The following is a 23,055-nucleotide window of genomic DNA, read 5'->3' as shown; positions in this document are numbered from 1 at the left end:
ACGCATGACCGACATCTTTCGACGCTGGGGACAACGCCGATCAGTTGTCCACAATCCATGCCGACCGCGGAACGGCACCGACCTCACCGCCCAGTGTGACGAGGCACACTACGGATGACGAAGGGGTTGCCATGGATGACAAGATTCGCTGTTTCGGGTCGGGGGACCCGCTCTACGCCGCCTACCACGACGAGGAGTGGGGCAGGCCCGTCCCCGACACGCCGGACGAGCGCGCCATGTACGAGCGCCTGGTTCTGGAGGGCTTCCAGGCGGGCCTCTCGTGGCTGACGATTCTGCGGAAGCGCGACGCCTTCCGGGAGGCCTTCCACGGATTCAACCCCGCCGCCGTGGCGGAGTTCGACGACGAGGACGTCGAGCGGCTCATGTCGAATACGGGCATCGTCAGGAACCGCGCCAAGATCACCGCGGCCATCGGTAACGCCCGCGCGCTGCTGGCCATGCACGACGAGGGGTTCAGACTGACCGACCTCATCCAGGGGCACGCCCCCGCGCCCCGGCCGCGGCCACCGCTGAGCTTCGCGGACCTGCCGGCCAAGACCGACGGCTCCATGGCGGCCAGCGCCGCCCTCAAGCAGCACGGCTTCCGGTTCGTCGGACCCACCATCATCTACGCCCTCATGGAGGCGGTGGGCATGGTCGACGACCACATTCAAGGGTGCTGGCTCGCCGGGACAACCCCCCGGACATGAAGGAAGGCCGGCCCCTGTGCCGAGGGCCGGCCTTCACGCATCAGTGCGCGGTCACTTCTTCGACTTCTTGGCCTTCTTGGCCTTGGCCGACTTCTTGTCAGCCTTCGCAGCCTTCGCGGCCTTGACCACCTTGTCCTTCTTCTTGTCCTTCTTCTTCGCCATGAGATCACCTCCACTACGTCAATGGCTCGTTGACACGCAAGTCAACCAGGCATTGACGCTAGTGTCAAGCACTCATTGACGGCGGCGCGGGGCTACGATGCCACCATGGCCGACAAGAGTCCGGATCCCCGCGCCGCATCCCTCGCCGCGCTGGATGCGGCGCGGCGCACGCGCGAGGCGGCCGAGGAACGGGAACTCGACGCTGTGGCGGAAGCGCGGCGGGCGGGTGCGTCGTGGTCGCGGATCGGCGAGCTCTACGGCCTCACGAAGCAGGGTGCCCAGCAGAGGTTCAAGAAGGCGAGTGCGCCCGGCGTGCGAGAATGAGCGTCGTGTCGACCCGCCAGCCAGCCCGCGCCCGCCGCTCCCGCACCCGGATGACCGCGGCGCAGCGCCGCGAGCAGTTGCTGGAAATCGCCCGGGAGCTGTTCGCGGAGCGCGGCTTCGAGGGTACGTCCGTCGAGGAGATCGCCGCGCGCGCCGGCGTGTCGAAGCCCGTGGTCTACGAGCACTTCGGCGGGAAGGAGGGGGCCTACGCCGTCGTGGTGGACCGCGAGACCCAGGTCCTCCACACCGCCATCCGCACCGCCCTCACGACACCCGGCGCCGGCGCCCGCGAACTGCTGGAACGCGGCGCCATGGCCCTGCTCGACTACATCGACAGCTGCCCCGACGGGTTCCGGATCCTCTCGCGCGACTCGTCCACGGGTCAGCCGAGCGGCTCGTTCGCGTCCATCCTCAGCGACATCGCCGTCCAGGTGGAGGACATCCTCGCCGGTGAGTTCGAGCGCACCGGTCACGATCCCCAGTTCGCCGGGCTGTACGCCCAGGCCCTGGTCGGCCTGGTCGCCCAGACGGGCCAGCAGTGGCTCGACAACCGTGAGCCGTCCCGCCTCGTCGTGGCCCGCCACCTCATCAACCTGGCGTGGAACGGCATGGCCCATCTCCAGCGCGACCCCCGGCTCATCATGGAGCGGATGAACCGCAACGCGGCCGCCGAGGCCCCCACCGCGGACGAGGTTCAGGCGGAGCCGAGCAGCAGCCGCCTCAAGTAGTCGGCCAGCCGGGCGCGGTCGTCGGCCGGCCAGTCCCCCAGCAGCGACTCCTCCACCGCCAACAGCGTGCCGAGCGCTGCATCGACGAGAGCCAACCCGGCCGGGGTCAGCGTGACGAGTGCGCCGCGGCCGTCGTCGGGATCGGGGTCGCGCCGGACCAGCCCTCGTGCCGCGAGCCGGTCGACCCGGTTGGTCATGGTCCCGGACGTGACGTGCGTCTCGCGGAGGAGTTGGCCCGGCGAGAGCCGGTAGGGGCGGCCGGCGCGGCGCAGCGCCGCCAGGACGTCGAACTCCCAGCCCTCGATCGCGTGGTCGGTGAACGCACGCTTGCGGTGGCCGGCGAGGATGCCCGAGAGCCGGTCAATGCGCGACCAGATGTGCATGGGACCCAACGCCAGGTCGCCACGTTCCCGGGCCCAGGCGGACACCACGTCGTCGACTTCGTCGGTCACGACAGCACCTGCGCTCCCGGGACCGGCCCGAACGCGCGGCGGACCGCACGCACCCCGCTGAACACGGCCAAGGCCTCGGCCAACTCGTGGCTGTGGGCGTCGGACCCGGCCAGGAAGGCGCAGGTGGGGCCCGAGCCGCTCACGATCGCGCCGAGCGCCCCCGCCGCGAGGCCCAACTCCAGCGTGCGGGCCAGGGTGGGCTGCAGCGAGATCGCGGCGCGCTCCAGATCGTTGACGAGGGAGGCGCCGACGGCCGCCGCATCTCCCGCGCGCAGCGCCTCCAGCAGCGCCACGGGGATCTCGGTGTCCTGCGGCTCGCTGAGCCGGTCGAACTCGCGGAACACGGCCGGCGTCGACAAGCCGGTGTGGGACAGGGCCAGCGTCCAGTGGAACGTCCCGCTGGACATGATGGGGGTCAGCACGTCGCCGCGCCCGGTGCCGATCGCGGTGCCGCCCATGAGCAGGAACGGCACGTCGGCGCCGAGCTCGGCCGCCAGCCGGTGCAGCTCCTCACGGTCGGCGTCGATGCCCCAGAGCGCCGTACAGGCCACCAGCACCGCGGCCGCGTCGGCCGAGCCACCCGCCATCCCTCCGGCCACCGGGATGCGCTTGCGGATCAGGAGGCTGACACCCACGTCGGTCCGGCCGAACCGTGTGGCCAGCAACTTGGCCGCCTTGATGGCCAGGTTGGTGTCGTCGACAGGCAGGAACCCTGCCCCCTCGCCGTTGAAGACGAGCCTGAACTCGCCCGCCGGCGCATCGTCGGCGACCACCTCGTCGCCGAGGGAGACCGCCTGGAACACGGTGCCCAGCCGGTGATAGCCCTGCTCGTCGGTCCCACCGACCCGCAGGGCGAGGTTCACTTTCGCGGGGACGCGAACCCTCACCGCCGTCACGCGACGAACCTAGCGCACACCGACGCCGCGGCCTAGCGCGTCCGTCACGGCACGCGCGGGCCGAGCCGCTCGGCGATCGCGGCGAAGGAGTCCACGCCGAGCATCTCGCCGCGCAGCTGCGGGTCGATGCCCGCTTCCGCGATGGCCGCCGACGCCTCAGCCGCCGAACCGGCGAGGGAGCCCAGCGCCGCCCGCAGCATCTTTCGGCGCTGCGCGAAGGCGGCGTCGATGACGCGGAACGTGTCCTCACGGGTGGCCGTTGTGTCGGGGGCAGGCCGCCGGACCAGGCGCACCAGCCCGGAGTCGACATTCGGGACGGGCCAGAACACCTTCGGGGGCACGGTGCCGACGCGGGTCGCCTCCGCATACCAGGCCACCTTGGCGCTCGGCACCCCGTACACCTTGCTGCCGGGCGCGGCGACGAGCCGGTCCGCGACCTCGAGTTGCACCATGACGAGGCCCGTGCGCCACTCCGGGAACAGCTCCATCATGCGCAGCAGCACCGGCACCGACACGTTGTAGGGCAGATTGGCCACCAGCGCCGACGGCGGCGGTCCGGGCAGCTGCGACACCTCGAGGGCGTCGGCGTTGACGACCGCGAGGCGCCCCGCGGCGTCGTCGCCCATCCGCTCCCGCACCGTCCGCTCGAGCCGGTGCGCCAGCCGGTCCTCGATCTCGACGGCGACCACACGTGCCCCCGTCTCCAGCAGCCCCAACGTCAACGAGCCCAGCCCTGGACCGATCTCCAGGACGACGTCGTCCACCCCGATGCCCGACAGGGCGACGATCCGCCGCACCGTGTTGGGATCGACGACGAAGTTCTGTCCCCGCTGTTTGGTGGGGCGCAGGTCGAGCTCGGCCGCGATCCGGCGGACCGAGGCCGGGTCCAGCAGTCCGGTCTCAGGCATCGCTCCCCCATCCGTAGGCGGCCGCCGTGTTCGCCACGATGCGGTCACAGAACTCGGCCACGTCGGCGTCGAGCAGCTCCGCGAGGAACCGGACCGTGTGCGGCAGGAGGTACGGCGCGTTGGGCTTGCCGCGCCGGGGCGCGGGCGTCAGGTAGGGCGCGTCGGTCTCGACCAGGATCCGGTCCGGTGGCGTCGCGAGCGCCGCCTCCCGCAGGTCCCCCGCCGAGCCGAAGGTCACGACGCCCGGGAAGGACAGGTACGCGCCGCGCTCGACGCACCGGCGTGCGAACTCCGCGTCGCCGGAGAAGCAGTGCATGACGACGCGTTCGGGCAGTCCCTCGTCGTCGAGCACCCGCAGGATGTCGTCGTGCGCGTCGCGGTCGTGGATCATCAGCGTCCGGTCGTGCCGCTTCGCCCAGGCGATGTGGCGGCGGAAGGAGACCTCCTGGGCCGCCTGGCCGGCCGCGTCACGAGTCCGGTAGTAGTCCAACCCGGTCTCCCCCACCGCGACGACGCCGGACTCCGCCACCAGGGGCTCGAGGTCCGCGAGGACGGCCGCGAGACCCTCCTCACCGTCCCGGGCCGCGGTGCGGGCGGCGTCGTTGGGGTGCAGGGCCACCGCGGCGCGCACGGCCGGCTCGCGCCCGGCGAGGTCGACGGCGAACCGCGACGACGGCACGTCGCAGCCCACCTCGATCACGCGCGTGACGCCCACCTCGGCGGCCAACCGCAGCGAGTCCGCGACCGACAGCCCCGAGTACTCCTCCGTCGACCACAGGTGGGTGTGGTTGTCGACGACGGGCCGGGGCAGCGTCTCCGGCAGCGGGGGCAGGCCCAGGGTGTCCAGGATCACTTAGATGGTCTCCTTGTCGGCCAACGCGGCGGCGTACAGCTGCTTGCGGTCGGTGCCGGTGAGGCGGGCCACGTCGGCGACCGCCGCCGACAGTTTCGCACCTCCCGCGCGTGCCTGCCGAACCAGCTCCAGCGCGTCGGCGGCGGTGTGCTCCACGGCGTCGGCGCCGGCGATCACCACGGTCACCTCACCGCGCACCCCGCCTGTCGCCCAGGCGGCAAGGTCTTCGAGCGTGCCGCGGATCACTTCCTCGAACGGCTTGGTGAGCTCCCGGCACACCGCCGCCCGCCGCCCGGCGCCGAGCGCCCGAGCCGCGTCAGCCAGGAACTCGGCCAGCCGGTGGGGTGCCTCGAAGAACACCATGGTGCGCTGTTCCCCGGCGAGCTCCGTCAGGCGCCGGCCTCGCTCGCCGGCCTTCCGGGGCAGGAAGCCCTCGAAGCAAAACCGGTCCACCGGCAGCCCCGACACCGCCAACGCCGTCAGGACCGCGGACGGGCCCGGGACCGCCGTCACCCTGAGGCCGGCCTCGATGCAGGCGACGACGAGCCGGTAGCCGGGGTCGCTCACCGACGGCATGCCGGCGTCGGTGACCAGGACCACCCGCTGCCCCGCGGCGACGGCGTCGACCAGATCAGGTGTGCGGGAGGCCTCGTTGCCCTCGAAATAACTGACCACCCGGGCCGTCGGCTCGATGCCCAGGCGCTTGGTCAGCAGCTGGAACCTGCGCGTGTCCTCGGCCGCGATGACGTCGGCCGTGAGCAGCGCCTCCCGCAGCGTGCCGCTGGCGTCCTCGGACGACCCGATGGGGGTGCCGGCCAGGATCAACGCTCCGTTCGGAAGGGGGTGCATGCGCTCAGCCTATGATGCCTGGTGTGCTGACGACGCAACAGGCCCTTGACGACGGGCGACTCCGCGACCGGACCGCGGGCTGGGTCGTGACCCTCGTCATCACGGCGCTGGCGTTCGTGTTGCGGTTCCACAACCTCGGCGAGCCGCACGCGCTCATGTTCGACGAGACCTACTACGCCAAGGACGCCTGGGGGATCCTGCAGTCGGGCTACGAGCGGCAGTGGGTCGACGACGCGAACGACATGATCCTGGACGGCGACCTCAGCGGCATGAAGGAGCAGGCCGCGTACATCGTGCACCCGCCGGTCGGGAAGCTCCTGATCGCGGTCGGTGAGGCGATGTTCGGCATGAACCCGTTCGGCTGGCGGTTCATGGCGTTGATCTTCGGCACGCTGCTGGTGTTCTTCACCACGAGGATGGCCCGCCGGCTGTCGCGCTCGACACTCGTGGGCGCCGTCGCCGGGCTCCTGCTCACGTTCGACGGCCTGGCCTTCATCATGAGCCGCATCGCGCTGCTTGACATCTTCCAGGCGACGTTCGCCGTGGCCGGAGTCGCGGCCCTCGTCACCGACCGGGACTGGTTCCGGCACCGCCTCGCCGACCACCTGCGGGCCCGCGGGCTGCCGGACCTCGACGGCGCGTTCGGTCCGCTGCTGCTGTGGCGGCCCTGGCGCCTGGCGGGCGGGTTGATGCTGGCGCTGTCGGTGTCGGTGAAGTGGAACTCCGTCTTCCTCATCGCGGTCTTCGGTCTCGTGGCGGTGGCGTGGGACCTCGGTGCCCGGCGGTTGGCGGGCGCCGGCCGCTCCCGGTGGTGGTCGCTGCTGATCGACGCCCCCATGGCGTTCGTCAACCTGGTCGTGCTCGCGGTCCCGGTGTACCTCGCGTCCTGGTTCCGGTGGTTCACCACCGACGGCGGGTACTACCGCGACTGGGGACGCGACAACCCGGACGACCCGGTCGTCCAGCGCTTCGGTGAGGCGTTGGGCGCGCTGTGGCACTACCACGTCGAGATGTACCGCTTCCACACCGGTGACGGGATGATGGTCGACGCCACGCACTCGTACGAGGCGCACCCCGCAGGGTGGCTGTTCCTGGCGCGCCCGATCGCGATCTACGCCGTCAACGACATCGAGGCCGGCACGGACGGCTGCGACGCCGTCGGCACCACGTGCGTCAGCATCGTCAACGGCATCGGCACCCCTCTGTTGTGGTGGGGCGCCGCTCTGGCCATCGGCGCCGCCCTGGTGTGGTGGCTGGTCGGGCGGGACTGGCGCTTCGGCGTGCCGCTGCTCGCGATCGCCGCGACGTATCTGCCGTGGTTCCGCTACGCGGGGCGCCCGTTGTTCTTCTTCTACGCGATCATGATCGTCCCGTTCAGCGCGACGCTCCTGGCGATGGCGCTGGGGAAACTCCTGGGCCCCGCTCGGCACCCGCACCGCCGGCTGCGGGCCATGCTGGTCGGCATCGCGGTGGCCCTGATCATCCTGAACTTCGCGTTCTTCTACCCCATCCTCACCGGCGAGGTCATCAGCCGGCCGGCCTGGCTGATGCGGATGTGGCTGGGCAACGCCTGGATCTGAGCGCGCTCAGCGCCGCCGGTGGCGCGTGCCGTAGGCGCGGAGGCGGCTCAGCGGCGGCAGCGCGTTCCCCGAGCCGACCGCGCCCGTGAGCAGCCCCGCCAGGTAGTACCCGCTGGCGGTCCCGTTCATGAGCTCCCCGCGCCCGTTGCCCCGGGCGTAGAAGCCCCCGGGGATCGCGGAGGCGCCGACGACGGGGCGCCCGTGGTCACTGGGGTCGATCGCGAGCCGGGCGGTCTCCACCTCTGTCGCGCCCAGCGCGGACTCGGCCCAGCGGGCGAGGTCCTCCACCGCGTCCCCGATCCGCTCTCCGGTCGTCTTGTGGCCCAGGGCGAGGGCCCGCTGCCCCACCGGACGCTGCAACCAGGCAGGTCCGACGGCGGTGAGCGACACCTCGGTCAGCGGCCGGCTGGGCGTGCACCGGACCACCGGCACCCACTGCGTCGGCGCGACCCGGGCGGCCCGGCCCCACGGCGAGACGCCGAGCGTGTCGATGACCGCGACCCCGCCGACCGAGCCCGACTCGCGCTCCCACGCCAGGTTCGTGCGGAAGGAAACCCGGGTTGCCCCCTCGTGCCGGGCCAGCTGCGTCACCGTGACGCTGTGCCGGACCTCGACGCCGGCCGCGACGGCGGCGGCCCGCAGGGATGCCGAGTACTCGAGGGGGTCGACCACGATCGCGGACGACCGCAGCGCCGCACCGTCGGGCGCCAGCAGCAGGTCGACGTCTGCGCCCGCCCGGCGGAACAGCTCGGCGATCTCGCGGGTCTCCCGCTCGTCGCCGCCCGGCAGCGAGCGGTCACGCAGCGGCAGCACGGTGTGGTCCGGGTGGATCGCGCGGATCTCGCCGATCGCGGCGATGTTGCGGCGCGTGTGCTCCAGCGCGTTGTCCAGGCCGTAGGCGTGCGCCATGGCCGCGGCCGTCGAGGCGTGCCCCACGGCCGCGACGCCGTGCCCGATGCCCGCGCTGAGCCCCTCCAGGTTCGGGTCGAGGACGAGGACGTCGTATCCCTCGGCCGCGAGCCGGCGCGCCACCGTCAGCCCTGCCACGGTCGCCCCCAGCACAACCACGTCGTGCACCATGGCGTCCACCCTAACGTGGGGCGGTCCCGGTGCCGGGCAGCAGCACGCCAGGCAGTAGCATCTGCCCGACGAAAGGAATGCGCCCCATGTGGAAGCTGCACAACAACGGAATCCTCGAACCCGACGCCGTCGTCAAACCGACGGAGCGCCTCACCTGGGGCCGCACGATCGGGCTGGGTGCGCAGCACGTGGTCGCGATGTTCGGCGCCACGTTCGTGTTCCCCCTCCTGATGGGGCTGAACCCGCAGCTCGCCGTCATGATGTCCGGCATCGCGACGCTGGTGTTCCTCGTCGCCGTCAAGCACCGCGTCCCCAGCTACCTCGGTTCGTCGGCGTCGTTCGTCGGCGTCGCCACCGCCATTTACGGCGCGGGCGGTGACCCGGCCGATCTGACGGGCGCCCTGTTCGTCGTCGGGCTCACGCTGTTCATGGTCGGCCTCATCATCCACTTCGCCGGCGCCAAGGTCATCCACCGCGCCCTGCCGCCTGTCGTGACGGGCGCCGTCGTCATGCTGATCGGCTTCAACCTCGCGCCCGTGGTCGCGTCCGTGTATTGGCCGGTCGACCCGTGGCTGGCCTTCGTCGTGATGCTCATCGTCATCGCGCTGAGCATCGGTCTGCGCGGCTTCATGGGCCGCATCGCCATCTTCCTGTCGCTGGTCATCGGCTACATCCTCAGCTGGGTCTTCGACCTCGCCTTCGGGCCGATGCAGAAGGTCGCCGAGGACGGCACCGTCACGGAGCAGCTGCGCGTCGACTGGGCGTCGGTCGCCTCCGCCGACTGGTTCGGCCTGCCGCCCGTCTCCGACCTCGCCACCTGGAGCTACGGCGCCACCGACAACGTCGTGGGCTTCCACCTGCCGTCGTTCTCGTTCGCCGCGATCATCGTGGCGCTCCCCGTCGTCATCGCGCTCATCGCGGAGAACACCGGCCACGTCAAGGCCGTCGCCGAGATGACCGGTGAGGACCTCGACCCGATCATGGGTCGCGCCATCGCCGCCGACGGTGCCGGCTCGATGCTCGCCACGTTCGTCGGCGCCGGGCCCACCACCACGTACGCCGAGAACATCGGCGTCATGGCCGCCACCCGCGTGTACTCGACCGCCGCCTACGTCGTCGCCGCCCTCGTGGCGATCCTGTTCGGGTTCTCGCCCAAGTTCGGTGCGGTCATCTCCGCGACGCCGGGCGCCGTGCTCGGCGGGATCACCGTCGTGCTGTACGGCATGATCGGCCTGCTCGGCGCGAAGATCTGGAAGGAGAACCGCGTCGACTTCGGCAACCCGCTCAACCTCATCCCGGCGGCGGCCGGCATCATCATCGGCGTCGGCGACGTGCAGCTGCCCTTCGGCGACGGCTTCAGCCTCGGCGGCATCGCGCTGGGCACGATCGTCACCATCGGCGTGTACCACCTGGCGCGGCTCATCGCCCCCCGCGAGATGCGCGAGGCGGCCGACGGTGCCTCGCTCATCTACGACGCGCCGGGCATCTACGTCGACGAGGACGACGACCCCGTCCGCTGACCCCCGCCGGACATGGTGGGCGCCCGCTTGGCGCCCACCATTAGGTTGGAGTGGTGGACGACCTGCAGAGCACCTTCCGCGACGCCATGGCCAGGGTGCCGGCGCCGGTGACCGTCATCACCACCGCGGTCGACGGAACGCCGAGCGGCACCACTGTGTCGGCGTTCGCGTCGCTGTCGATCATGCCGCCCATGGTGGTCCTGGCGCTCGACAACCGCGGCGGGATGATCGACCGCGTGCGCACCGCGGGCCGCATCGGCGTGAACATCCTGGCCGCCGGCCAGTCGGACATCGCGCTCCGCTTCGCCCGCCGCGACCTCACCGACCGGTTCGCCGGCCTCGCGTGGCACGACGACCACGGCCTGCCCCGCATCGAAGGGGTGGCGGCCTGGGTCCGGTGCGACCAACTGACGTTCGAGCCGGGCGGCGACCACACGATCATCCTCGGCACGGTGACGGCGGCGCAGACCGGGGGCGTCGCATCCCTGGCCTACCACCTGCGTCAGTTCCAGGACCTGGTGCCCGCGCCGGTCCCCTGACCGCGCGGGCCCGTGGCCTCAGTGGACGGGGTCGACGTCGTCGGAGACGTCGCGGGCATCGCGGATGATCTCGGTCTTCGTGTCCGGCACGCCGTCCTCGTTCATGTCGCGGCTGCGGAGCTTGCGGGCGTCCCAACGCAGGAAGCTAGCACCGAGCACGGCCGCGATCAGCGAGGCGAGCAGGATCGCCAGCTTGGCGGCGGCCGTGTGCTCCTCATCCGGGAACGAGAGTTCGGCGATGAGCAGCGACACCGTGAAGCCGATGCCGGTGAGGAACCCGATGGGCAGCAGGTCACGCAGGCCGATGCTGTCCGGGAGCCGCAGCGGCGTCACGCGGGTCACCAGCGCCGTGACGCCCAGCACGCCGATCACCTTGCCGACCACGAGGCCGAGCACGATCGCCAGGACCACCGGCTGCGCGAACAGGCTGGCGGCGCCGTCGCCCTCCACGAGGGACACGCCCGCCGAGAAGAACGCGAACAGCGGCAGGGCGATGCCCGACGAGAACGGCCGGACGGCCTGCTCGTAGTGGTGCGTGCGGGGGTGGTCCTCGCCGTGCACCAGCAGCGCGGGCACGGTGAAGCCGAGGAGGACACCCGCGATGGTCGCGTGGACGCCGGAGGCATGCATGATCGCCCAGGCCACCGCGGCCAGCGGCAGCAGCAGCCACGGCGAGGGACGCCGCGACCGCACAACGAAGGCGAACACCGCGATCACGGCCAAGGAGGCGAGAAGCCACAGCGGCTGCAGCCCGTCGGTGTAGAACACGGCGATCACGATGATGGCGAGCAGGTCGTCGACGACGGCCAGCGTCAGGAGGAAGGTGCGCAGGGCGCGCGGCAGGCCCCGGCCGAAGATGGCCAGGACGGCGATCGCGAAGGCGATGTCGGTGGCCGTCGGGATGGCCCAGCCGGACAAGGCGGTCCGGTCCCCCGCCCACAGGATGACGATCGTGTAGATGATCGCTGGCACTGCCATGCCGCCGACCGCGGCGAACACCGGGACACCGGCCTCGCGCGGTGAGCGCAGGCTGCCGGCGACGATCTCGTGCTTCAGTTCGACGCCGACGATGAAGAAGAACACGGCCAGCAGGCCGTCCGCGGCCCACTTCGCCAGCGACAGGTCGAGGTGGAGCGATTCCGGGCCGACGACGGTCTTCGACAGCGCCAGGTAGGACTCGTACCAGGGCGAGTTGGCCCAGATGAGGGCCAGCACGGCGGCGATCAGCAGGAGGACACCGCTGGTGGTCTCGAGCGTCACCCAGCGGCGCAGTCGCTGGCGAGGGCTGATGGTCTCGGGGGTCGGGGTCACACGGGCTCCTTCCGGTCGGCCGGTGCGGCGGGTTCGCCGAACACGACGTCGACCAGACTTCCCGACACTCCAAGGGGCAAGATTACCGAACCCGCCGCGGGATCCCCCAGCGCGTCCGCGCCGGGGGAAGAGTGGGGTGCCGAGCCGGGAGCGCCTCTCGGCGCGTGGCCGCTCTCAGCGGCGAAGGTTGGAGCCCGGGGCTACCGCGGCTCGGCACTTCGCCGAGAATACCCGCCACAGCCCGCGACGCAAACCGCGCGTCACTCGAGCGCGCCGGCCCGCCACAGCTTGGCGCTGGCGGCGAGGTCGTCGGCCAGGACCATGAGGTTGCCGGAGAGGTGGCCGTCGCGCGTGACGAGGTTGTCTCGGCCGGCCGACACCACCCGGGCGAACGCCGCGGCGCGTTCCATCGCGAGGCCGAAGTCCCCGTCGAAGACGCCGCGCAGGATGTCGTCGATCACGCGCCGCACGGCGTCGGGGCCCGTCGGGTCCGCGCCCGCGACGGCGTGGTTGGGCTCGGAGAAGTGCGTCCCGGCGGCGTATTGGCGCGCGGCCTGGTCGGGCTCAGCACGCACCCACTCCCGCAGCACGTAGAGGCGGTACAGCACTCCGGGGAGCGAACGAGCCGGCCGCGCCGCCCACAGGTCGGCCAACGTCGTGATGCCCACCTCGTCGACGACGGCGAGCAGACGGTTCGTGACCTCCGGATCGCGCCGCTCGCGCCCGACGCCCAGGAGGACCGCGGCACTCTCGTGCGCCGCGTGGAGGTCGGCCACGGGGTCGACCCCCTCCCCCATGACGTCGAGCACCGCGGGCTCGCGGAGGGCGGGGCGGCGGGGCTTCCTCGGCTCAGTCATCCGTCCAGGCTACGCGCCCGGCGCGCCCCCGCCGGGGACCGCGTCCTCGATGCCGAGCGGATCCTCATCGTCGTGCTCACCGTGCGTCGTGACCCAGAGGAACCCGGCCACCACCAGGCCGAGCACGAGCAGGGCCGACGTCAGGAGGAACGGCCAGCTGCGGTCCATCCCCGACAGCCAGCCGCTGATCCACCCGAACGGTGCGGTCATGAGCATGACGACGGTGCGCTGGATGGCCATGACACGGGAGCGCTCATGCCGGTCGACGTGCAGCGCCACCAGCGATTCCGCCAACATGAACAGGATCCCGCCTCCGAAGGCGTCCAACAGCAGGCACACGCCCAGCAGCGCGTAGGTGGAAACCTCTGCGGCGCCGTCGGGTGATGGGATGCCGACGAGCAGGAGTTGGCCGGTCAGGTACACCGCGAAACCGATCAGGGTGGGGGCCTTGAGGTGCCGCGAGTGGGTGAGCATCGGGATGAGGGTGAAGAAGAACAGCACCGACAGCAGGGAGCGGACCATCGGGAAGAACGGCAGCAGCGCGTCCGGCACTCCGAGGCGCTGGTTGATGACGACCTGCCAGAAGGTGGCGTTCACGAGCGCCACCGCGCCGACGATGGCGGCGATGGCGAGGGAGAAGATCGTTCCCTTCGAATGGACGATCAGCCCGAGGACGCCGCGGTACTCGGCCAGCGACCGCCAGATACTCACCCCGCGGGTCTGCTCCATCCGGATGCGGCCCGTCGCCGTCTCGGTGGTGTAGCGGTAGAGCAGCCAGATCTTGACCGACATGATGAAGAACGCGTTGAGGTACAGGATCCGCACGGCCAACTCGAGGCCGAGGCTGGACACCAGGAAGGCGGCGATGGGAGCGAAGAGCGCGCTGAACTCGGCCGCGACCTTCACCAGCGAATAGACCTTGGGGATCTCGGCGCGATCCACGTCTTCGACGAGCAGGCAGTCCCAGGAGTTCTGCGTGACCTGCCAGGCGCCGTTGATGAGGGACGCGGCGAGGAACCACCAGAAGTTCTGCGCGAACGCCCAGATGAAGCACGGGATGGACCAGGCGACGATGTCGAACAGCGCCGTCGTCATCCGCCGGCCGAGCTTGTCCGTGATGACGCCGCTCAGCAGCCCGAACACCACCTGGGACAGCATCGAGATGGTCGCCAACAGGCCGATCTCCGCGTCGCGGACCCCCAGCGCGAGCATGAACACCGACGCGTAGGGCAGGACCAGCTGCATCGACAGGCCCCACAGGGGCTCCGTGTAGACCGATGCGCGGCCGTTGCCGCGCAACCCCAGCAGGGTGACGATCATGGGGTTGCGGACGCGGCTCACCGGGACAGTCAACCCCCACTGGGAAACGTTGTCCACCCGGGGTCACCTGGCGGTGGTGGCACCCTTGAGCTACGCCCGGAAGGAGGGCCACATGCCTGGGATCCTCGACGTCGTCATCGTCGTGCTCCTGCTCGGCTACGCGCTGCGCGGCTGGCGCACCGGGCTGGTGGCGGGGGCGTTCTCGCTCGTCGGCACCGTGGTCGGCATCGTCGGCGGGCTGTGGGCCGGTCCGAGGCTGCTGGCCGCGTTCGGGGCCGACTGGTCGCTCGTCGCTCAGACGCTGGCTCTCATCGGCGCCGCGGTCCTCGGCGCCTCCCTCGGCGACGCCGTCATCGGATCGATCGGACGGTCGCTGCGCGGGCCGCGGCGGCCGCACCCCGTCGACGCAGTCTTGGGCGCCGCCGGTGCCGTGCTGGTCTCGGGGCTGGTCATCGGGGTCCTGGCGGCCGCCGTCAAGCCCATCGCCCCCACCCCGTGGGCCAAGGCCATCGACCAGTCCCCCACCTTGGCCACCCTCGGCAGGATGCTGCCGGCGGAGGCCACCCGGCAGGCTGCGCGCCTCACGGCCGTGCTCGACGCCGCCGGCTTCCCGCGCGTCTTCAGCGGACTCTTCCCCGAACCGGACCTCCCCGTGCCCGCACCTGACGGCGCCACGGCCCAGCTGCCCGGCGTCCAGGCGGCCGCCGACGGTGTCCTGCGGATCACCGCGCCCGTGCCGGAGTGCCGCGGGCCGTTCGCCGCGAGCTCCGGCAGCGGCTGGGTCAGCGCTCCCGAGCGCGTCGTGACGAACGCGCACGTTGTCGCGGGCTCGGACGACGTGACCGTCGCTGTCGACGGGCGGGAACTGGCGGCCACGGTCGTCGCCTTCGATCCGGACCTGGACCTCGCGGTCCTGCACGTCCCCGGTCTGGGCGCGCAGCCCTTGGTCCGCGCCGGCGCGCTGGACACGGGCGCCGCCGTGGCGGTCGCGGGCTATCCGGGCGGCGGGCCCTACACCGTCACCTCCGGGCGCGTGCGCGGGACACTCGACGCCAACGGCGACGACATCTACGGCTCCACCGGGGTGCTGCGGGAGGTGTACGCGCTGCGCGCCGTCGCGGAGCCGGGCAACTCCGGCGGCCCACTGCTCACCGAGGCGGGCGAGGTGGCCGGAACGGTGTTCGCCGTGTCACTGGTCGACCCCGACACCACCTACGCCCTCACCACCGCACAGACGGACGCGCTCGTCGACGGGGCCGCCACGGCCACCGCCGAGGTCGACACGCAGGCCTGCGTGGGCTGAGGCGCCGGCGTAGTCTGAGTGGATCGGGTGCATCGGGAGGAACCATGCGCAACCAGGTACAGCTCATCGCCTACGCCGACCGCTTGGGCGGCTCGATCCGGGGCCTGAGGGAGGTGTTGCGCACCCGGTTCGCGGGCGCCTTCGGCGGCGTGCACATCCTTCCGTTCTACGTCCCGTTCGACGGGGCGGACGCGGGCTTCGATCCCATCGACCACACCGCCGTCGACCCCCGGCTCGGGACCTGGGGCGATGTCGCGGACCTGGCCGCGACCCACGAGGTGATGGCGGACCTCATCGTCAATCACGTCTCCTCCGACTCGCCCCAGTTCCTCGACGTCCGGGAGCGCGGGGACGCCTCGCCGTGGGCCGAGCTGTTCCTGACCATGGGCTCGGTGTTCCCCGACGGCGCACGCGAGGAGGACCTGGCCAGGATCTACCGGCCGCGGCCGGGCCTGCCGTTCACAGCGATCCGGTTGGGCGACCGCCTGCGCTACGTGTGGACGACGTTCACACCCCAGCAGATCGACATCGACATCTCCACACACACGGGCCGCGAGTACCTCGAGTCCGTCCTGGACGCCGTGACGGGCGGCGGCGTGAAGCTGGTCCGGCTCGACGCCGTCGGCTACGCGGTCAAGACCCCCGGTACCACCTCGTTCATGACGCCGGAGACCTACCGGTTCATCGCCGGCTTCGCCGACCAGGCCCGCACCCGCGGCGCCGAGGTGCTGGTAGAGGTGCACTCCTACTACCAGCGGCAGATCGAGATCGCCGAGAAGGTGGACCTCGTCTACGACTTCGCCCTCCCGCCGCTCGTGCTGCACGCCCTCTACACCGGCGACGGAGCCCCCCTGATGGAGTGGCTACGGATCCGCCCCACCAACTGCGTCACGGTGCTCGACACGCACGACGGCATCGGTGTCATCGACGTCGGCGCCGACCAGACGGTCGAACCGGGCGACCCGCCGCGGCCCGGGCTGCTGACCCCGGACCAGATCGACGCCCTGGTGGAGGGCATCCACGAGCGCACCGGCGGCGCGTCGCGCCAGGCGACGGGTGCGGCGGCCTCCAACCTGGACCTCTATCAAGTGAACTCGACGTTCTACGACGCCGTCGGCGACGACCGCAGGTACCTGGCGGCGCGACTCATCCAGTTCCTCACGCCGGGGGTACCGCAGGTCTACTACGTGGGCGCGCTGGCCGGGGGCAACGACCTGGATCTGTTGCGGCGCACCAGCGTGGGCCGCGACATCAACCGGCACCACTACACGGTCGACGAGATCGACGAGGCGCTGGCGCGACCCGTGGTGCGGGCACTGATGGCGCTCTGCCGGCTGCGGTCGACGCTGCCCGCCTTCGACGGCGCGTTGGAGGTCGAGTTGGACGGCACGACCCTGACCATGCGACGGCGGGGTGTCGTGGACCCGACCTGCGTGGTGGAGGCGGCGATCACTCTGGCCGACGGCAGCGCGAGGCTCAGCTGGCAATCGCGGGAGGGTGAGTGGCGGGTCGATGACCTGCTGGAGTTGGGCGGGGCGTGAAACCCGGTTGTGGTGGAGCTAAGGGGATTCGAACCCCTGACCTTCTCATTGCGAACGAGACGCGCTACCAACTGCGCCATAGCCCCTTAAAGCATCACGAAGCTTAGCACCACCCCGGAGAGGCGTCCAAGTCGCGCTGGTCAGGCTCTACTCCCCGACGGCGCGGGGCCGGAACTCCGCGACACGACCCGTCTCCATCGGCCCGGTGGCCTCGTCCGCGACCGCCTCGTGCGTCGGGTTGTCCGCCGTCGGCACGAAGGGCGAGGTGGCCGACACCGGCGCCGACAGGTCGATGGTCCGCACGGTCCTCGGCAGCAGCGGCTGCTGGACGTAGGTGGCCGGGACGACCGGGATGGGATCCCACAGGGCGCCCATGGTCGTCGGCATCGACAGGTCGATCGAGATCTCCACGGACTCGGTGTTCTCCCGTTCGGTCAGATCGATGGTGGCGGTGTCCTCGTCCTCGTCGAACCCGGCCTTGAGGACCGCGGCCCGCTGGTCGAGGTCGCGGTGCATCGCGACGACCGAGAAGCGGGCGACGCCGAGGAAGGCGACGATGAGGCCGGCGGGGATGGCCACCGGCCCCCACGGCGTGATGCCCAGGGCCCCGAGCACCGTGAGGGTCACGACGGCGAGCGCGAGGACGGCGAGCACCACCAGGCGGCGGCGCGCCGCCTGCCGGGCCACCATCCGCAGCTCCAGCAGGTCGGCACGCCTGGTCAGGGGGGTGGACACGCGGGCGGCGTCCTCCTCGGCCACGGCGTCGACGACGTCGCGGTGGAGGATCCGCACCGAGTCGGAGAACCGTTCGGTGGGGTCGCCTTCGAGTTCCTGGTCCGTGTCGCGGCTGCTGAGAACCCAGGGCAGACCCACGGCCAGACCGACGACGACGACGATGGCGATGAGGAGTCCGGCGAGCACGCCCCCACGTTAAACAACAACGGTGTGATTCGCCCGCCAGGGGTCGGCGCGTCGCCAGGTTGGTCCGGAAAGTCTCCGGCTCACTCGTCCTCGTCGAGCAGCCACACCTTGACCGCCTCGCCGGCGTTGACCACCTCGGAGTGCTCGTCGAGCACGATGAGGGCGTTCGCCCCGGCCAGCTCGGCCAGCGCGTACGGCTCGCTCACCTGCGTGACGTGCCGGATGGAGCCCTCCATGGTCACGCGGCCGCGCAGCAGGTGGAGCTGTCCGCGGTGGGACCGCATGCCCTGCGCGGCGATGGCCCGGACCGGGCGGTGCTCGGCCCGCACACCCATCAGCGCGCGGATCAGCGGCCGCGCGAAGGCGTGGAAGGACACGTAGGCGCTCACCGGGTTCCCGGGGAGCATGAGCATGGGCACGCGGTCCTCGCCGATCAGCCCGAAGGTCTGGGTGCGGCCTGGCGACATCGCCACGTTGACCGAGTCCACGAGCCCCAGCTCCGACATCACGTCGACGACGGCCTCGTAGTCCTCGCGCCGGCCGCCGGTGGTGGAGATCACCAGGTCCGCGCGGATCAGCTGGTCCGTGATGGCCTCCCGGATCGCGTCCGGCTCGTTGGAGTGGACGGCCACCCGGAAGACGGTCGCGCCCGCCGCCTTGGCTGCCGCGGCGACCATGTAGGAGTTCGCGTCGGACACCTCACCGTGCTGGACCGACGGGCCGGGCTCGACGAGATGCTCGCCGGAGCTCACCACCACGACGCGCGGCCTGGGCCGCACCATCACCTTGTCGATGCCGGCGCTGGCCAGCAGGCCGATGCCGCGGTCGTCGAGCACGTCGCCCTCGCTGAGCAGCCGCGTGCCGAAGCGCAGGTGTTCGCCGGCGGCCCGCACATACTCACCGTCGGAGACCCGCTCGATGAGGCGCACCCGGCCGTCCTCGACGGTCCCGAACGTGGCGGGCAGCACCGCCGTGGCGCCGCGGGGCAGGACGTCGCCGGGCGCGACCGTGGCCGCGCCTCCGACCGGGAGCCGCTCCACGTCGAGGTCGACGATCTCGAGCGGCGGCGCGAGGTGTCCCTCGTCGTCGACCAGGTCGGCCGCTCGCACGGCGTAGCCGGCGATCTTGGCGGTGCTGTTGGGCGGCACGTTGATCATCGAGTCGATGTCCTCGCACATCACCTGGTCCCACGCCTCGAGCAGCGACATCCCGAAGGGCCGCAGCGGCTCGACGAGGCTCTGCAGGTACGCCAGATGGTCGGCGACACTGCGCAGACCCGACGCGTCGAGCTGGGGAGGCTCCGGCAGGCGGGGCTCCTCCTCGACCGGTGCCTCGACGGCCGCGACGCCGTCGTCCTGCTTCTTCCGGGTGAACCAAGCCATGGGGCCTACGATATGCCAATGACCATCGAGGCCCGGAAGGACGCGCTGCGGGCGCGGTTCCTGGCCGGCCGGGCGCAGCTCACCACCGAGGAATGGGCCGCTGACAACGCCGCACGCTCCCGTCGGCTCCTGGACGACCTCGCGACACACCCCGTCGGCACGGTGGCGCTCTACGCCTCGCGCCCCGACGAGCCGGACACGCGCGTGATCGGGGAGTCGCTGCTCGCCCTCGGCTGGCGCGTGCTGCTCCCCGTGCTCGACCGGACCCCTCGGTGGGCGTCCGTCCGCTCCTGGGACGACCTGCGGGCCGGCCGGATGGGCATTCCGGAGCCGGCCGGCGAGCCCCTGCCCCCGGGTGCGCTGGCGGGGGCCGCCACGATCGTCGTCCCCTGCCTCGCCGTCGGGCGGGACGGCTCGCGGCTCGGTACGGGCGGCGGCTGGTACGACCGAGCGCTGGTGCATCGCGCCGCCGACGCGCGGATCATCGCCCTGGCGAGGGACGCCGAAATCGTCGACGCGCTGCCGACGCTGTCCCACGACGTCGCGGTGGACGGCTATGTCACGGAACGGGTTTCTGTCCGCCTGCGCTCCTGACATACCATGGGGGGCACTCGACCCCCATCTCATGAGGACCGCGCATGCCCACCTACCAGTACCGTTGCACCTCCTGCGGCACCGACCTCGAGGCGGTGCAGAAGTTCACCGATCCCGCGCTGACGGACTGCCCGGAGTGCGACGGCGACCTGCGCAAGGTGTTCAGCGCAGTGGGAGTGGTGTTCAAGGGCTCCGGCTTCTACGCCACCGACTCCCGCTCGACGAAGTCTGCGACGTCGGCCCCCGCCCCCGCCGCGGACGCCAAGCCTGCCGCGCCGAAGCCCGCTGCGACCGCGGGGGCCGCCGCCACCGCCTGATCCAGTCTGTGGACAACGGAGGATCGGGTCGCTGACCGCCCACCATGGCGGCATGACCAGACCTCTCGCGGCCATCGCGGCCTTCGTCTCCTGGCACCGGCGCTCGATCGGCGCGCTGCTGGCCGGGCTGTCGGTCCTCGGACTCGCCCACTGGCTCGCCGGCTCAGATGGCGCCACCGTCCCGGTCCTCATCGCGGCCACCGACGTCCCCGCGGGTCACGCGCTCGCGGCTGAGAATCTCCGACAGGCTGCCCTCCCCGTCGACGCCGTTCCCGCGGACGCACTGAACGATGCGGCCGCCGCGCTCGGAGCGACGACGGCCGTCCCCCTCTCCGCGGGCACCGTCCTGCAGCCGGGCCTCCTTGCCGGCGCGGACGCCGTCGATCCTGGTCGCGCCGTCGTGCCGATCACGCTCGCAGATCCGGGGCTGCGGCCGCTGCTGCGCCCCGGGGACCGCATCACCCTTATCGTCGCGGCAGCCGAATCCGCTGACGTCCTCACGAGCGACGCCCGGGTGGCCGCAGTACCCGAGCGGGTCGAAACCACCGGGCTCGCGGTCGGCAGCAGCCAGAGCGACCTGCTCCTGGTGGACGTTCCGGCGGAGACGGCGCCGATGGTCGCGATCCTCGGCCAAGGAGGGCAGCTGAGCATCGCGCTGGGCGGCGTCACCGATGGGCCATGAGCCCAGGATGCGGTTAAGGTGACCGGGGCCCATCGATGCGGCCGGCCACCGCCGGTCCGTGCCGGTGGGTCGCACGTTGTCACCTATCCGGAAGGAAGCACCCCCATGAAGGGCTTCAAGGACTTCATCATGCGCGGCAATCTCATCGAGCTCGCCGTCGCCTTCGTCGTCGGCGCCGCGTTCGCCACCGTCGTCCAGGCGTTCACCACCATGTTCATGGACCTCCTCGGGCTGCTTGGCGGCACGCCGGACTTCTCGTCGTTCAAGCCGGCCGGGGTGTCCGTCGGCGCGTTCCTCACCGCGCTGGTGGCGTTCCTCATCATCGCGACGGTCGTGTACTTCGGTGTCGTGCTGCCCTACACCAAGGCCAAGGAACGCTTCGCCCGGGAGGAGGCGGACGCGCCCGCGCTCACCAAGACCGAGACGCTCCTCGAGGAGATCCGCGACGCGCTGACGTCCGGTCGTCCCTGATCACCAGTGCGGCGGCCGGTCCGCCGCCAGGCGGCGCTCCTCCGCGCTGAGGGGCCGCTTCGCGCGGACCGCGTCCGTCAGTCCGGACAGCCCCAGCGCGGCGCGCGCGTCGGCCAGCGCGGCGTCGAACCGGGCGAATCCGATGGCCCGCCGCTCCTCGAGTGGGACGGGGCACGGCCACGGCTCCCCCGCGGCCTGCCGCTCCCGGCGGAGCCGCACCAGGGCGTCGCCGTCGAAGCCGAGCTGCCGCAGGTCGTCGGCGAGGTGCTGCGGCGAGGACAGCGGCAGGCGCCGGCCCGTGAGGGCGAGCCCCAGGGCCGCCGCCAGTTCAGGGTCACCCACCGAGGACGGACCCGTCCGGGACCGTGCGGGCCGCGCCCTCGTCGAGAAGCTCCACGGAACCCACGACGCGGACGCCGGCACCGAAGGTCCAGTCCCCCTTCACCTTGAGCGACACCGCCTCGCGCAGCGACGGCGCGGCCGGGATGCGGGCCTCGAACTTGTCGACCTTCTTGTAGTACCGGGAGTCCAGGGACACCTCGGGCGAGGTCTCCGTCGTCGAGACCAGGCGCCCCTCGTCGGTGAGTTCGTACACGTCCGAGCGCAGGAGCAGCAGCTCGTTGGTGGTCTTGACGGGGAGGAACCGGTCCCGGCCCACGCAGATGGCCGTGGCGCCCTCGAACACCTCGATGGCCGCGCCCATCGCCGACTCGACCTGGATGACGGGGGTCGACTCGCCGTCGGACGGGTCGACGGTCTTCTCGTTGCGGATGAGCGGCAGGCCGAGCACCGAGTTGCGTTCGGTGAGCGTCTCGCGCAGGACCCGTAGATCGAACCACAAGTTGTTGGTGTGGAAGAACGGGTGGCGGTGCTCGTCGGTGAAGAAGTCCATCTCCTCGGGGGCCGTCTGGGCGGTGTCGCGCAGGATGAGCTGCCCGTCGGCCTTCCGGACGGCGAGGTGGCCGCCCTTCTTGTCGTTGACCGTCCGGCGGCACAGCTCCGCAGCGTACGGAGCCCCCGAGCGGGCGAACCAGCCTGCGATGGTCGCGTTGGGGGCCGCGCCGAGGTTGTCGCCGTTGGACACGCAGGCGTAGCGGAAGCCCGCCTCGAGCAGCTGATCGAGCACGCCGGAGCCCTCCAGCGCCGGGTAGAGGTCGCCGTGGCCCGGCGGGCACCACTCCAGCGTGGGGTCGGCCGGCCACTCGACCGGGGTGAGGTCGTCGGCGCGGAGCTTCGGCTCCTGGTTCTGCATGAAGCTGAGCGGCAGCCCGTCGACCGGCAGCTCCGGGTACTGCTCGAGGTGCGCCAGCGTGTCGGCCTCCGTGCGGAAGGAGTTCATCAGCAGCAGCGGGAGCCGGGCGTGGTAGCGGTCGCGCGCCGCCAGCACCTGACGGGTGATGAGGTCGAGGAAGTTGAGCCCGTCGCGGACCTCGAGCAGCGTCTTGGCCTTGTCCAGCCCCATCGACGTGCCGAGTCCGCCGTTGAGCTTGATGATGACCGTCTGCCCGATGGCCTCCCGGGCCTCCGCCTCGGTGATGTCGACATCGGCCAGCATGGGCGGATCCAGCAGCGGGTCGATCGTGTCCTCGCGGATGACACCCGTGGCGCCGCTCTCGAGGAGCTCGTAGAACCGGGAGAAGACCTCGATGGCCGGCGCGGCGACCCCGGCGTCGATCATCTTCTGGCGGGCGGCGTTGAGGCCGGCTTCAGACACGGCGGTTTCCCTTCGTCGAGTGGTCGACTCCGATCCTAGGC

At 71.5% G+C, this 23,055-nt stretch carries 25 protein-coding genes and 1 tRNA gene; 12 read left to right on the top strand and 14 right to left on the bottom strand.

The window, feature by feature from the left end:
* Positions 1-131 precede the first annotated feature (131 nt).
* The 3 genes from BCR15_RS03515 to BCR15_RS03505 all read left to right on the top strand — a co-directional run bounded on the left by BCR15_RS03515 (position 132) and on the right by BCR15_RS03505 (position 1,924).
* Positions 132-710, top strand: a complete 579-nt coding sequence (locus BCR15_RS03515) for a DNA-3-methyladenine glycosylase I (protein ID WP_068750493.1) — start codon at positions 132-134, stop codon at positions 708-710.
* Between the two features lie 267 nt (positions 711-977).
* Entirely contained in the window at positions 978-1,196 is a 219-nt protein-coding gene (locus BCR15_RS14880) for a hypothetical protein (RefSeq protein ID WP_068750491.1), read from the top strand.
* The gene (locus BCR15_RS03505; protein WP_078919737.1) at positions 1,193-1,924 is read left to right on the top strand and encodes a TetR/AcrR family transcriptional regulator; all 732 of its coding nucleotides are present in this window, start codon (positions 1,193-1,195) and stop codon (positions 1,922-1,924) included. Before BCR15_RS14880 ends, BCR15_RS03505 begins: the two co-directional genes overlap by 4 nt.
* Here BCR15_RS03505 and BCR15_RS03500 read toward each other — a convergent pair.
* The 5 genes from BCR15_RS03500 to rsmI are packed head-to-tail and all read right to left on the bottom strand — an operon-like array spanning position 1,891 to position 5,882.
* Positions 1,891-2,376, bottom strand: a complete 486-nt coding sequence (locus BCR15_RS03500; protein ID WP_068750489.1) for a MarR family winged helix-turn-helix transcriptional regulator — start codon at positions 2,374-2,376, stop codon at positions 1,891-1,893. The two genes, BCR15_RS03505 and BCR15_RS03500, sit on opposite strands and share 34 nt — an antisense overlap.
* Complete coding sequence (locus tag BCR15_RS03495; RefSeq protein ID WP_068750486.1) at positions 2,373-3,272, bottom strand: 4-(cytidine 5'-diphospho)-2-C-methyl-D-erythritol kinase; 900 nt, start codon at positions 3,270-3,272, stop codon at positions 2,373-2,375. The genes BCR15_RS03500 and BCR15_RS03495 overlap by 4 nt, the downstream gene beginning before the upstream one ends.
* A 44-nt stretch (positions 3,273-3,316) precedes the next feature.
* On the bottom strand, positions 3,317-4,180 hold the full coding sequence (gene rsmA, locus BCR15_RS03490) for a 16S rRNA (adenine(1518)-N(6)/adenine(1519)-N(6))-dimethyltransferase RsmA (RefSeq protein WP_068750484.1): 864 nt from the start codon (positions 4,178-4,180) through the stop codon (positions 3,317-3,319).
* Positions 4,173-5,033 carry a TatD family hydrolase gene (locus tag BCR15_RS03485; protein ID WP_228383442.1) on the bottom strand — a complete coding sequence of 287 codons (861 nt, stop codon included), beginning with the start codon at positions 5,031-5,033 and terminating at the stop codon, positions 4,173-4,175. Before BCR15_RS03485 ends, rsmA begins: the two co-directional genes overlap by 8 nt.
* Entirely contained in the window at positions 5,034-5,882 is an 849-nt protein-coding gene (gene rsmI / locus BCR15_RS03480) for a 16S rRNA (cytidine(1402)-2'-O)-methyltransferase (RefSeq protein ID WP_068750482.1), read from the bottom strand.
* 26 nt (positions 5,883-5,908) lie between these two features.
* On the opposite strand from rsmI, the gene BCR15_RS03475 reads away from it, so the two are divergent.
* On the top strand, positions 5,909-7,462 hold the full coding sequence (locus tag BCR15_RS03475) for a dolichyl-phosphate-mannose--protein mannosyltransferase (RefSeq protein WP_068751064.1): 1,554 nt from the start codon (positions 5,909-5,911) through the stop codon (positions 7,460-7,462).
* 6 nt (positions 7,463-7,468) lie between these two features.
* Here the strand turns inward: BCR15_RS03475 and BCR15_RS03470 are convergent, their stop codons facing one another.
* Positions 7,469-8,542, bottom strand: a complete 1,074-nt coding sequence (locus BCR15_RS03470; RefSeq protein ID WP_068750480.1) for an FAD-dependent oxidoreductase — start codon at positions 8,540-8,542, stop codon at positions 7,469-7,471.
* Positions 8,543-8,628: 86 nt separating this feature from the next.
* Here BCR15_RS03470 and BCR15_RS03465 point away from each other — a divergent pair, with 86 nt between their 5' ends.
* Both BCR15_RS03465 and BCR15_RS03460 read left to right on the top strand, forming a co-directional pair.
* On the top strand, positions 8,629-10,062 hold the full coding sequence (locus BCR15_RS03465) for a uracil-xanthine permease family protein (RefSeq protein WP_068750478.1): 1,434 nt from the start codon (positions 8,629-8,631) through the stop codon (positions 10,060-10,062).
* Between the two features lie 53 nt (positions 10,063-10,115).
* On the top strand, positions 10,116-10,601 hold the full coding sequence (locus tag BCR15_RS03460; RefSeq protein ID WP_078919738.1) for a flavin reductase family protein: 486 nt from the start codon (positions 10,116-10,118) through the stop codon (positions 10,599-10,601).
* 18 nt (positions 10,602-10,619) lie between these two features.
* Here BCR15_RS03460 and nhaA read toward each other — a convergent pair whose 3' ends face one another.
* The 3 genes from nhaA to BCR15_RS03445 form a co-directional block, all read right to left on the bottom strand.
* Positions 10,620-11,912 (bottom strand): Na+/H+ antiporter NhaA, encoded by a 1,293-nt coding sequence (gene nhaA / locus BCR15_RS03455; RefSeq protein ID WP_078919739.1) that lies wholly within the window; start codon positions 11,910-11,912, stop codon positions 10,620-10,622.
* Between the two features lie 260 nt (positions 11,913-12,172).
* A complete protein-coding gene (locus tag BCR15_RS03450) occupies positions 12,173-12,769 on the bottom strand; it encodes a hypothetical protein (RefSeq protein ID WP_068750476.1) in 597 nt (198 codons plus the stop codon).
* 9 nt (positions 12,770-12,778) lie between these two features.
* Positions 12,779-14,110, bottom strand: a complete 1,332-nt coding sequence (locus BCR15_RS03445) for an MFS transporter (protein ID WP_068750474.1) — start codon at positions 14,108-14,110, stop codon at positions 12,779-12,781.
* A gap of 91 nt (positions 14,111-14,201) precedes the next feature.
* Between BCR15_RS03445 and BCR15_RS03440 the strand changes: the two genes are divergently transcribed.
* A complete protein-coding gene (locus tag BCR15_RS03440) occupies positions 14,202-15,392 on the top strand; it encodes a MarP family serine protease (protein WP_068750472.1) in 1,191 nt (396 codons plus the stop codon).
* Between the two features lie 44 nt (positions 15,393-15,436).
* Positions 15,437-16,933 carry a sucrose phosphorylase gene (gene gtfA / locus BCR15_RS03435; RefSeq protein ID WP_068750471.1) on the top strand — a complete coding sequence of 499 codons (1,497 nt, stop codon included), beginning with the start codon at positions 15,437-15,439 and terminating at the stop codon, positions 16,931-16,933.
* Between the two features lie 10 nt (positions 16,934-16,943).
* Here gtfA and BCR15_RS03430 read toward each other — a convergent pair.
* From BCR15_RS03430 to BCR15_RS03420, 3 genes are all read right to left on the bottom strand, one after another.
* Positions 16,944-17,019 (bottom strand) — tRNA-Ala (locus tag BCR15_RS03430).
* 61 nt (positions 17,020-17,080) lie between these two features.
* Positions 17,081-17,854, bottom strand: coding sequence for a hypothetical protein (locus BCR15_RS03425; RefSeq protein WP_068750468.1), 774 nt, complete (start codon positions 17,852-17,854; stop codon positions 17,081-17,083).
* Positions 17,855-17,934: 80 nt separating this feature from the next.
* Positions 17,935-19,236 carry a molybdopterin molybdotransferase MoeA gene (locus BCR15_RS03420; RefSeq protein ID WP_068750466.1) on the bottom strand — a complete coding sequence of 434 codons (1,302 nt, stop codon included), beginning with the start codon at positions 19,234-19,236 and terminating at the stop codon, positions 17,935-17,937.
* A gap of 18 nt (positions 19,237-19,254) precedes the next feature.
* Here BCR15_RS03420 and BCR15_RS03415 point away from each other — a divergent pair, with 18 nt between their 5' ends.
* The 4 genes from BCR15_RS03415 to mscL all read left to right on the top strand — a co-directional run bounded on the left by BCR15_RS03415 (position 19,255) and on the right by mscL (position 21,300).
* Positions 19,255-19,830, top strand: coding sequence for a 5-formyltetrahydrofolate cyclo-ligase (locus BCR15_RS03415; RefSeq protein ID WP_176715180.1), 576 nt, complete (start codon positions 19,255-19,257; stop codon positions 19,828-19,830).
* A gap of 44 nt (positions 19,831-19,874) precedes the next feature.
* On the top strand, positions 19,875-20,147 hold the full coding sequence (locus BCR15_RS03410) for an FmdB family zinc ribbon protein (protein ID WP_068750462.1): 273 nt from the start codon (positions 19,875-19,877) through the stop codon (positions 20,145-20,147).
* A gap of 52 nt (positions 20,148-20,199) precedes the next feature.
* Positions 20,200-20,829 (top strand): SAF domain-containing protein, encoded by a 630-nt coding sequence (locus tag BCR15_RS03405; protein WP_068750460.1) that lies wholly within the window; start codon positions 20,200-20,202, stop codon positions 20,827-20,829.
* A 105-nt stretch (positions 20,830-20,934) separates the two neighbouring features.
* The gene (mscL, locus tag BCR15_RS03400) at positions 20,935-21,300 is read left to right on the top strand and encodes a large conductance mechanosensitive channel protein MscL (RefSeq protein WP_068750458.1); all 366 of its coding nucleotides are present in this window, start codon (positions 20,935-20,937) and stop codon (positions 21,298-21,300) included.
* Here the strand turns inward: mscL and BCR15_RS03395 are convergent, their stop codons facing one another.
* Together BCR15_RS03395 and BCR15_RS03390 are read right to left on the bottom strand one after the other, a co-directional pair.
* The gene (locus tag BCR15_RS03395) at positions 21,301-21,642 is read right to left on the bottom strand and encodes a hypothetical protein (RefSeq protein WP_068750456.1); all 342 of its coding nucleotides are present in this window, start codon (positions 21,640-21,642) and stop codon (positions 21,301-21,303) included.
* The gene (locus tag BCR15_RS03390) at positions 21,635-23,014 is read right to left on the bottom strand and encodes a UTP--glucose-1-phosphate uridylyltransferase (protein ID WP_068750454.1); all 1,380 of its coding nucleotides are present in this window, start codon (positions 23,012-23,014) and stop codon (positions 21,635-21,637) included. Before BCR15_RS03390 ends, BCR15_RS03395 begins: the two co-directional genes overlap by 8 nt.
* Positions 23,015-23,055 lie beyond the last annotated feature (41 nt).

The sequence above is a fragment of the Tessaracoccus lapidicaptus genome, from assembly GCF_001693815.1.
Taxonomy (GTDB): Bacteria; Actinomycetota; Actinomycetes; order Propionibacteriales; family Propionibacteriaceae; genus Arachnia; species Arachnia lapidicapta.
This window is presented reverse-complemented; position numbering and strand designations above follow the sequence as displayed.

Bases quoted from the DNA above. Each gene is read 5' to 3' on its own strand.
- rsmA (WP_068750484.1), bottom strand. From the start codon at position 4,180: ATGCCTGAGACCGGACTGCTGGACCCGGCCTCGGTCCGCCGGATCGCG.
- rsmI (WP_068750482.1), bottom strand. From the start codon at position 5,882: ATGCACCCCCTTCCGAACGGAGCGTTGATCCTGGCCGGCACCCCCATC.
- BCR15_RS03450 (WP_068750476.1), bottom strand. From the start codon at position 12,769: ATGACTGAGCCGAGGAAGCCCCGCCGCCCCGCCCTCCGCGAGCCCGCG.
- gtfA (WP_068750471.1), top strand. From the start codon at position 15,437: ATGCGCAACCAGGTACAGCTCATCGCCTACGCCGACCGCTTGGGCGGC.
- BCR15_RS03410 (WP_068750462.1), top strand. From the start codon at position 19,875: ATGCCCACCTACCAGTACCGTTGCACCTCCTGCGGCACCGACCTCGAG.
- BCR15_RS03415 (WP_176715180.1), top strand. From the start codon at position 19,255: ATGACCATCGAGGCCCGGAAGGACGCGCTGCGGGCGCGGTTCCTGGCC.
- mscL (WP_068750458.1), top strand. From the start codon at position 20,935: ATGAAGGGCTTCAAGGACTTCATCATGCGCGGCAATCTCATCGAGCTC.
- BCR15_RS03440 (WP_068750472.1), top strand. From the start codon at position 14,202: ATGCCTGGGATCCTCGACGTCGTCATCGTCGTGCTCCTGCTCGGCTAC.
- BCR15_RS03420 (WP_068750466.1), bottom strand. From the start codon at position 19,236: ATGGCTTGGTTCACCCGGAAGAAGCAGGACGACGGCGTCGCGGCCGTC.
- BCR15_RS03515 (WP_068750493.1), top strand. From the start codon at position 132: ATGGATGACAAGATTCGCTGTTTCGGGTCGGGGGACCCGCTCTACGCC.
- BCR15_RS03405 (WP_068750460.1), top strand. From the start codon at position 20,200: ATGACCAGACCTCTCGCGGCCATCGCGGCCTTCGTCTCCTGGCACCGG.
- BCR15_RS03505 (WP_078919737.1), top strand. From the start codon at position 1,193: ATGAGCGTCGTGTCGACCCGCCAGCCAGCCCGCGCCCGCCGCTCCCGC.
- BCR15_RS03465 (WP_068750478.1), top strand. From the start codon at position 8,629: ATGTGGAAGCTGCACAACAACGGAATCCTCGAACCCGACGCCGTCGTC.
- BCR15_RS14880 (WP_068750491.1), top strand. From the start codon at position 978: ATGGCCGACAAGAGTCCGGATCCCCGCGCCGCATCCCTCGCCGCGCTG.
- BCR15_RS03470 (WP_068750480.1), bottom strand. From the start codon at position 8,542: ATGGTGCACGACGTGGTTGTGCTGGGGGCGACCGTGGCAGGGCTGACG.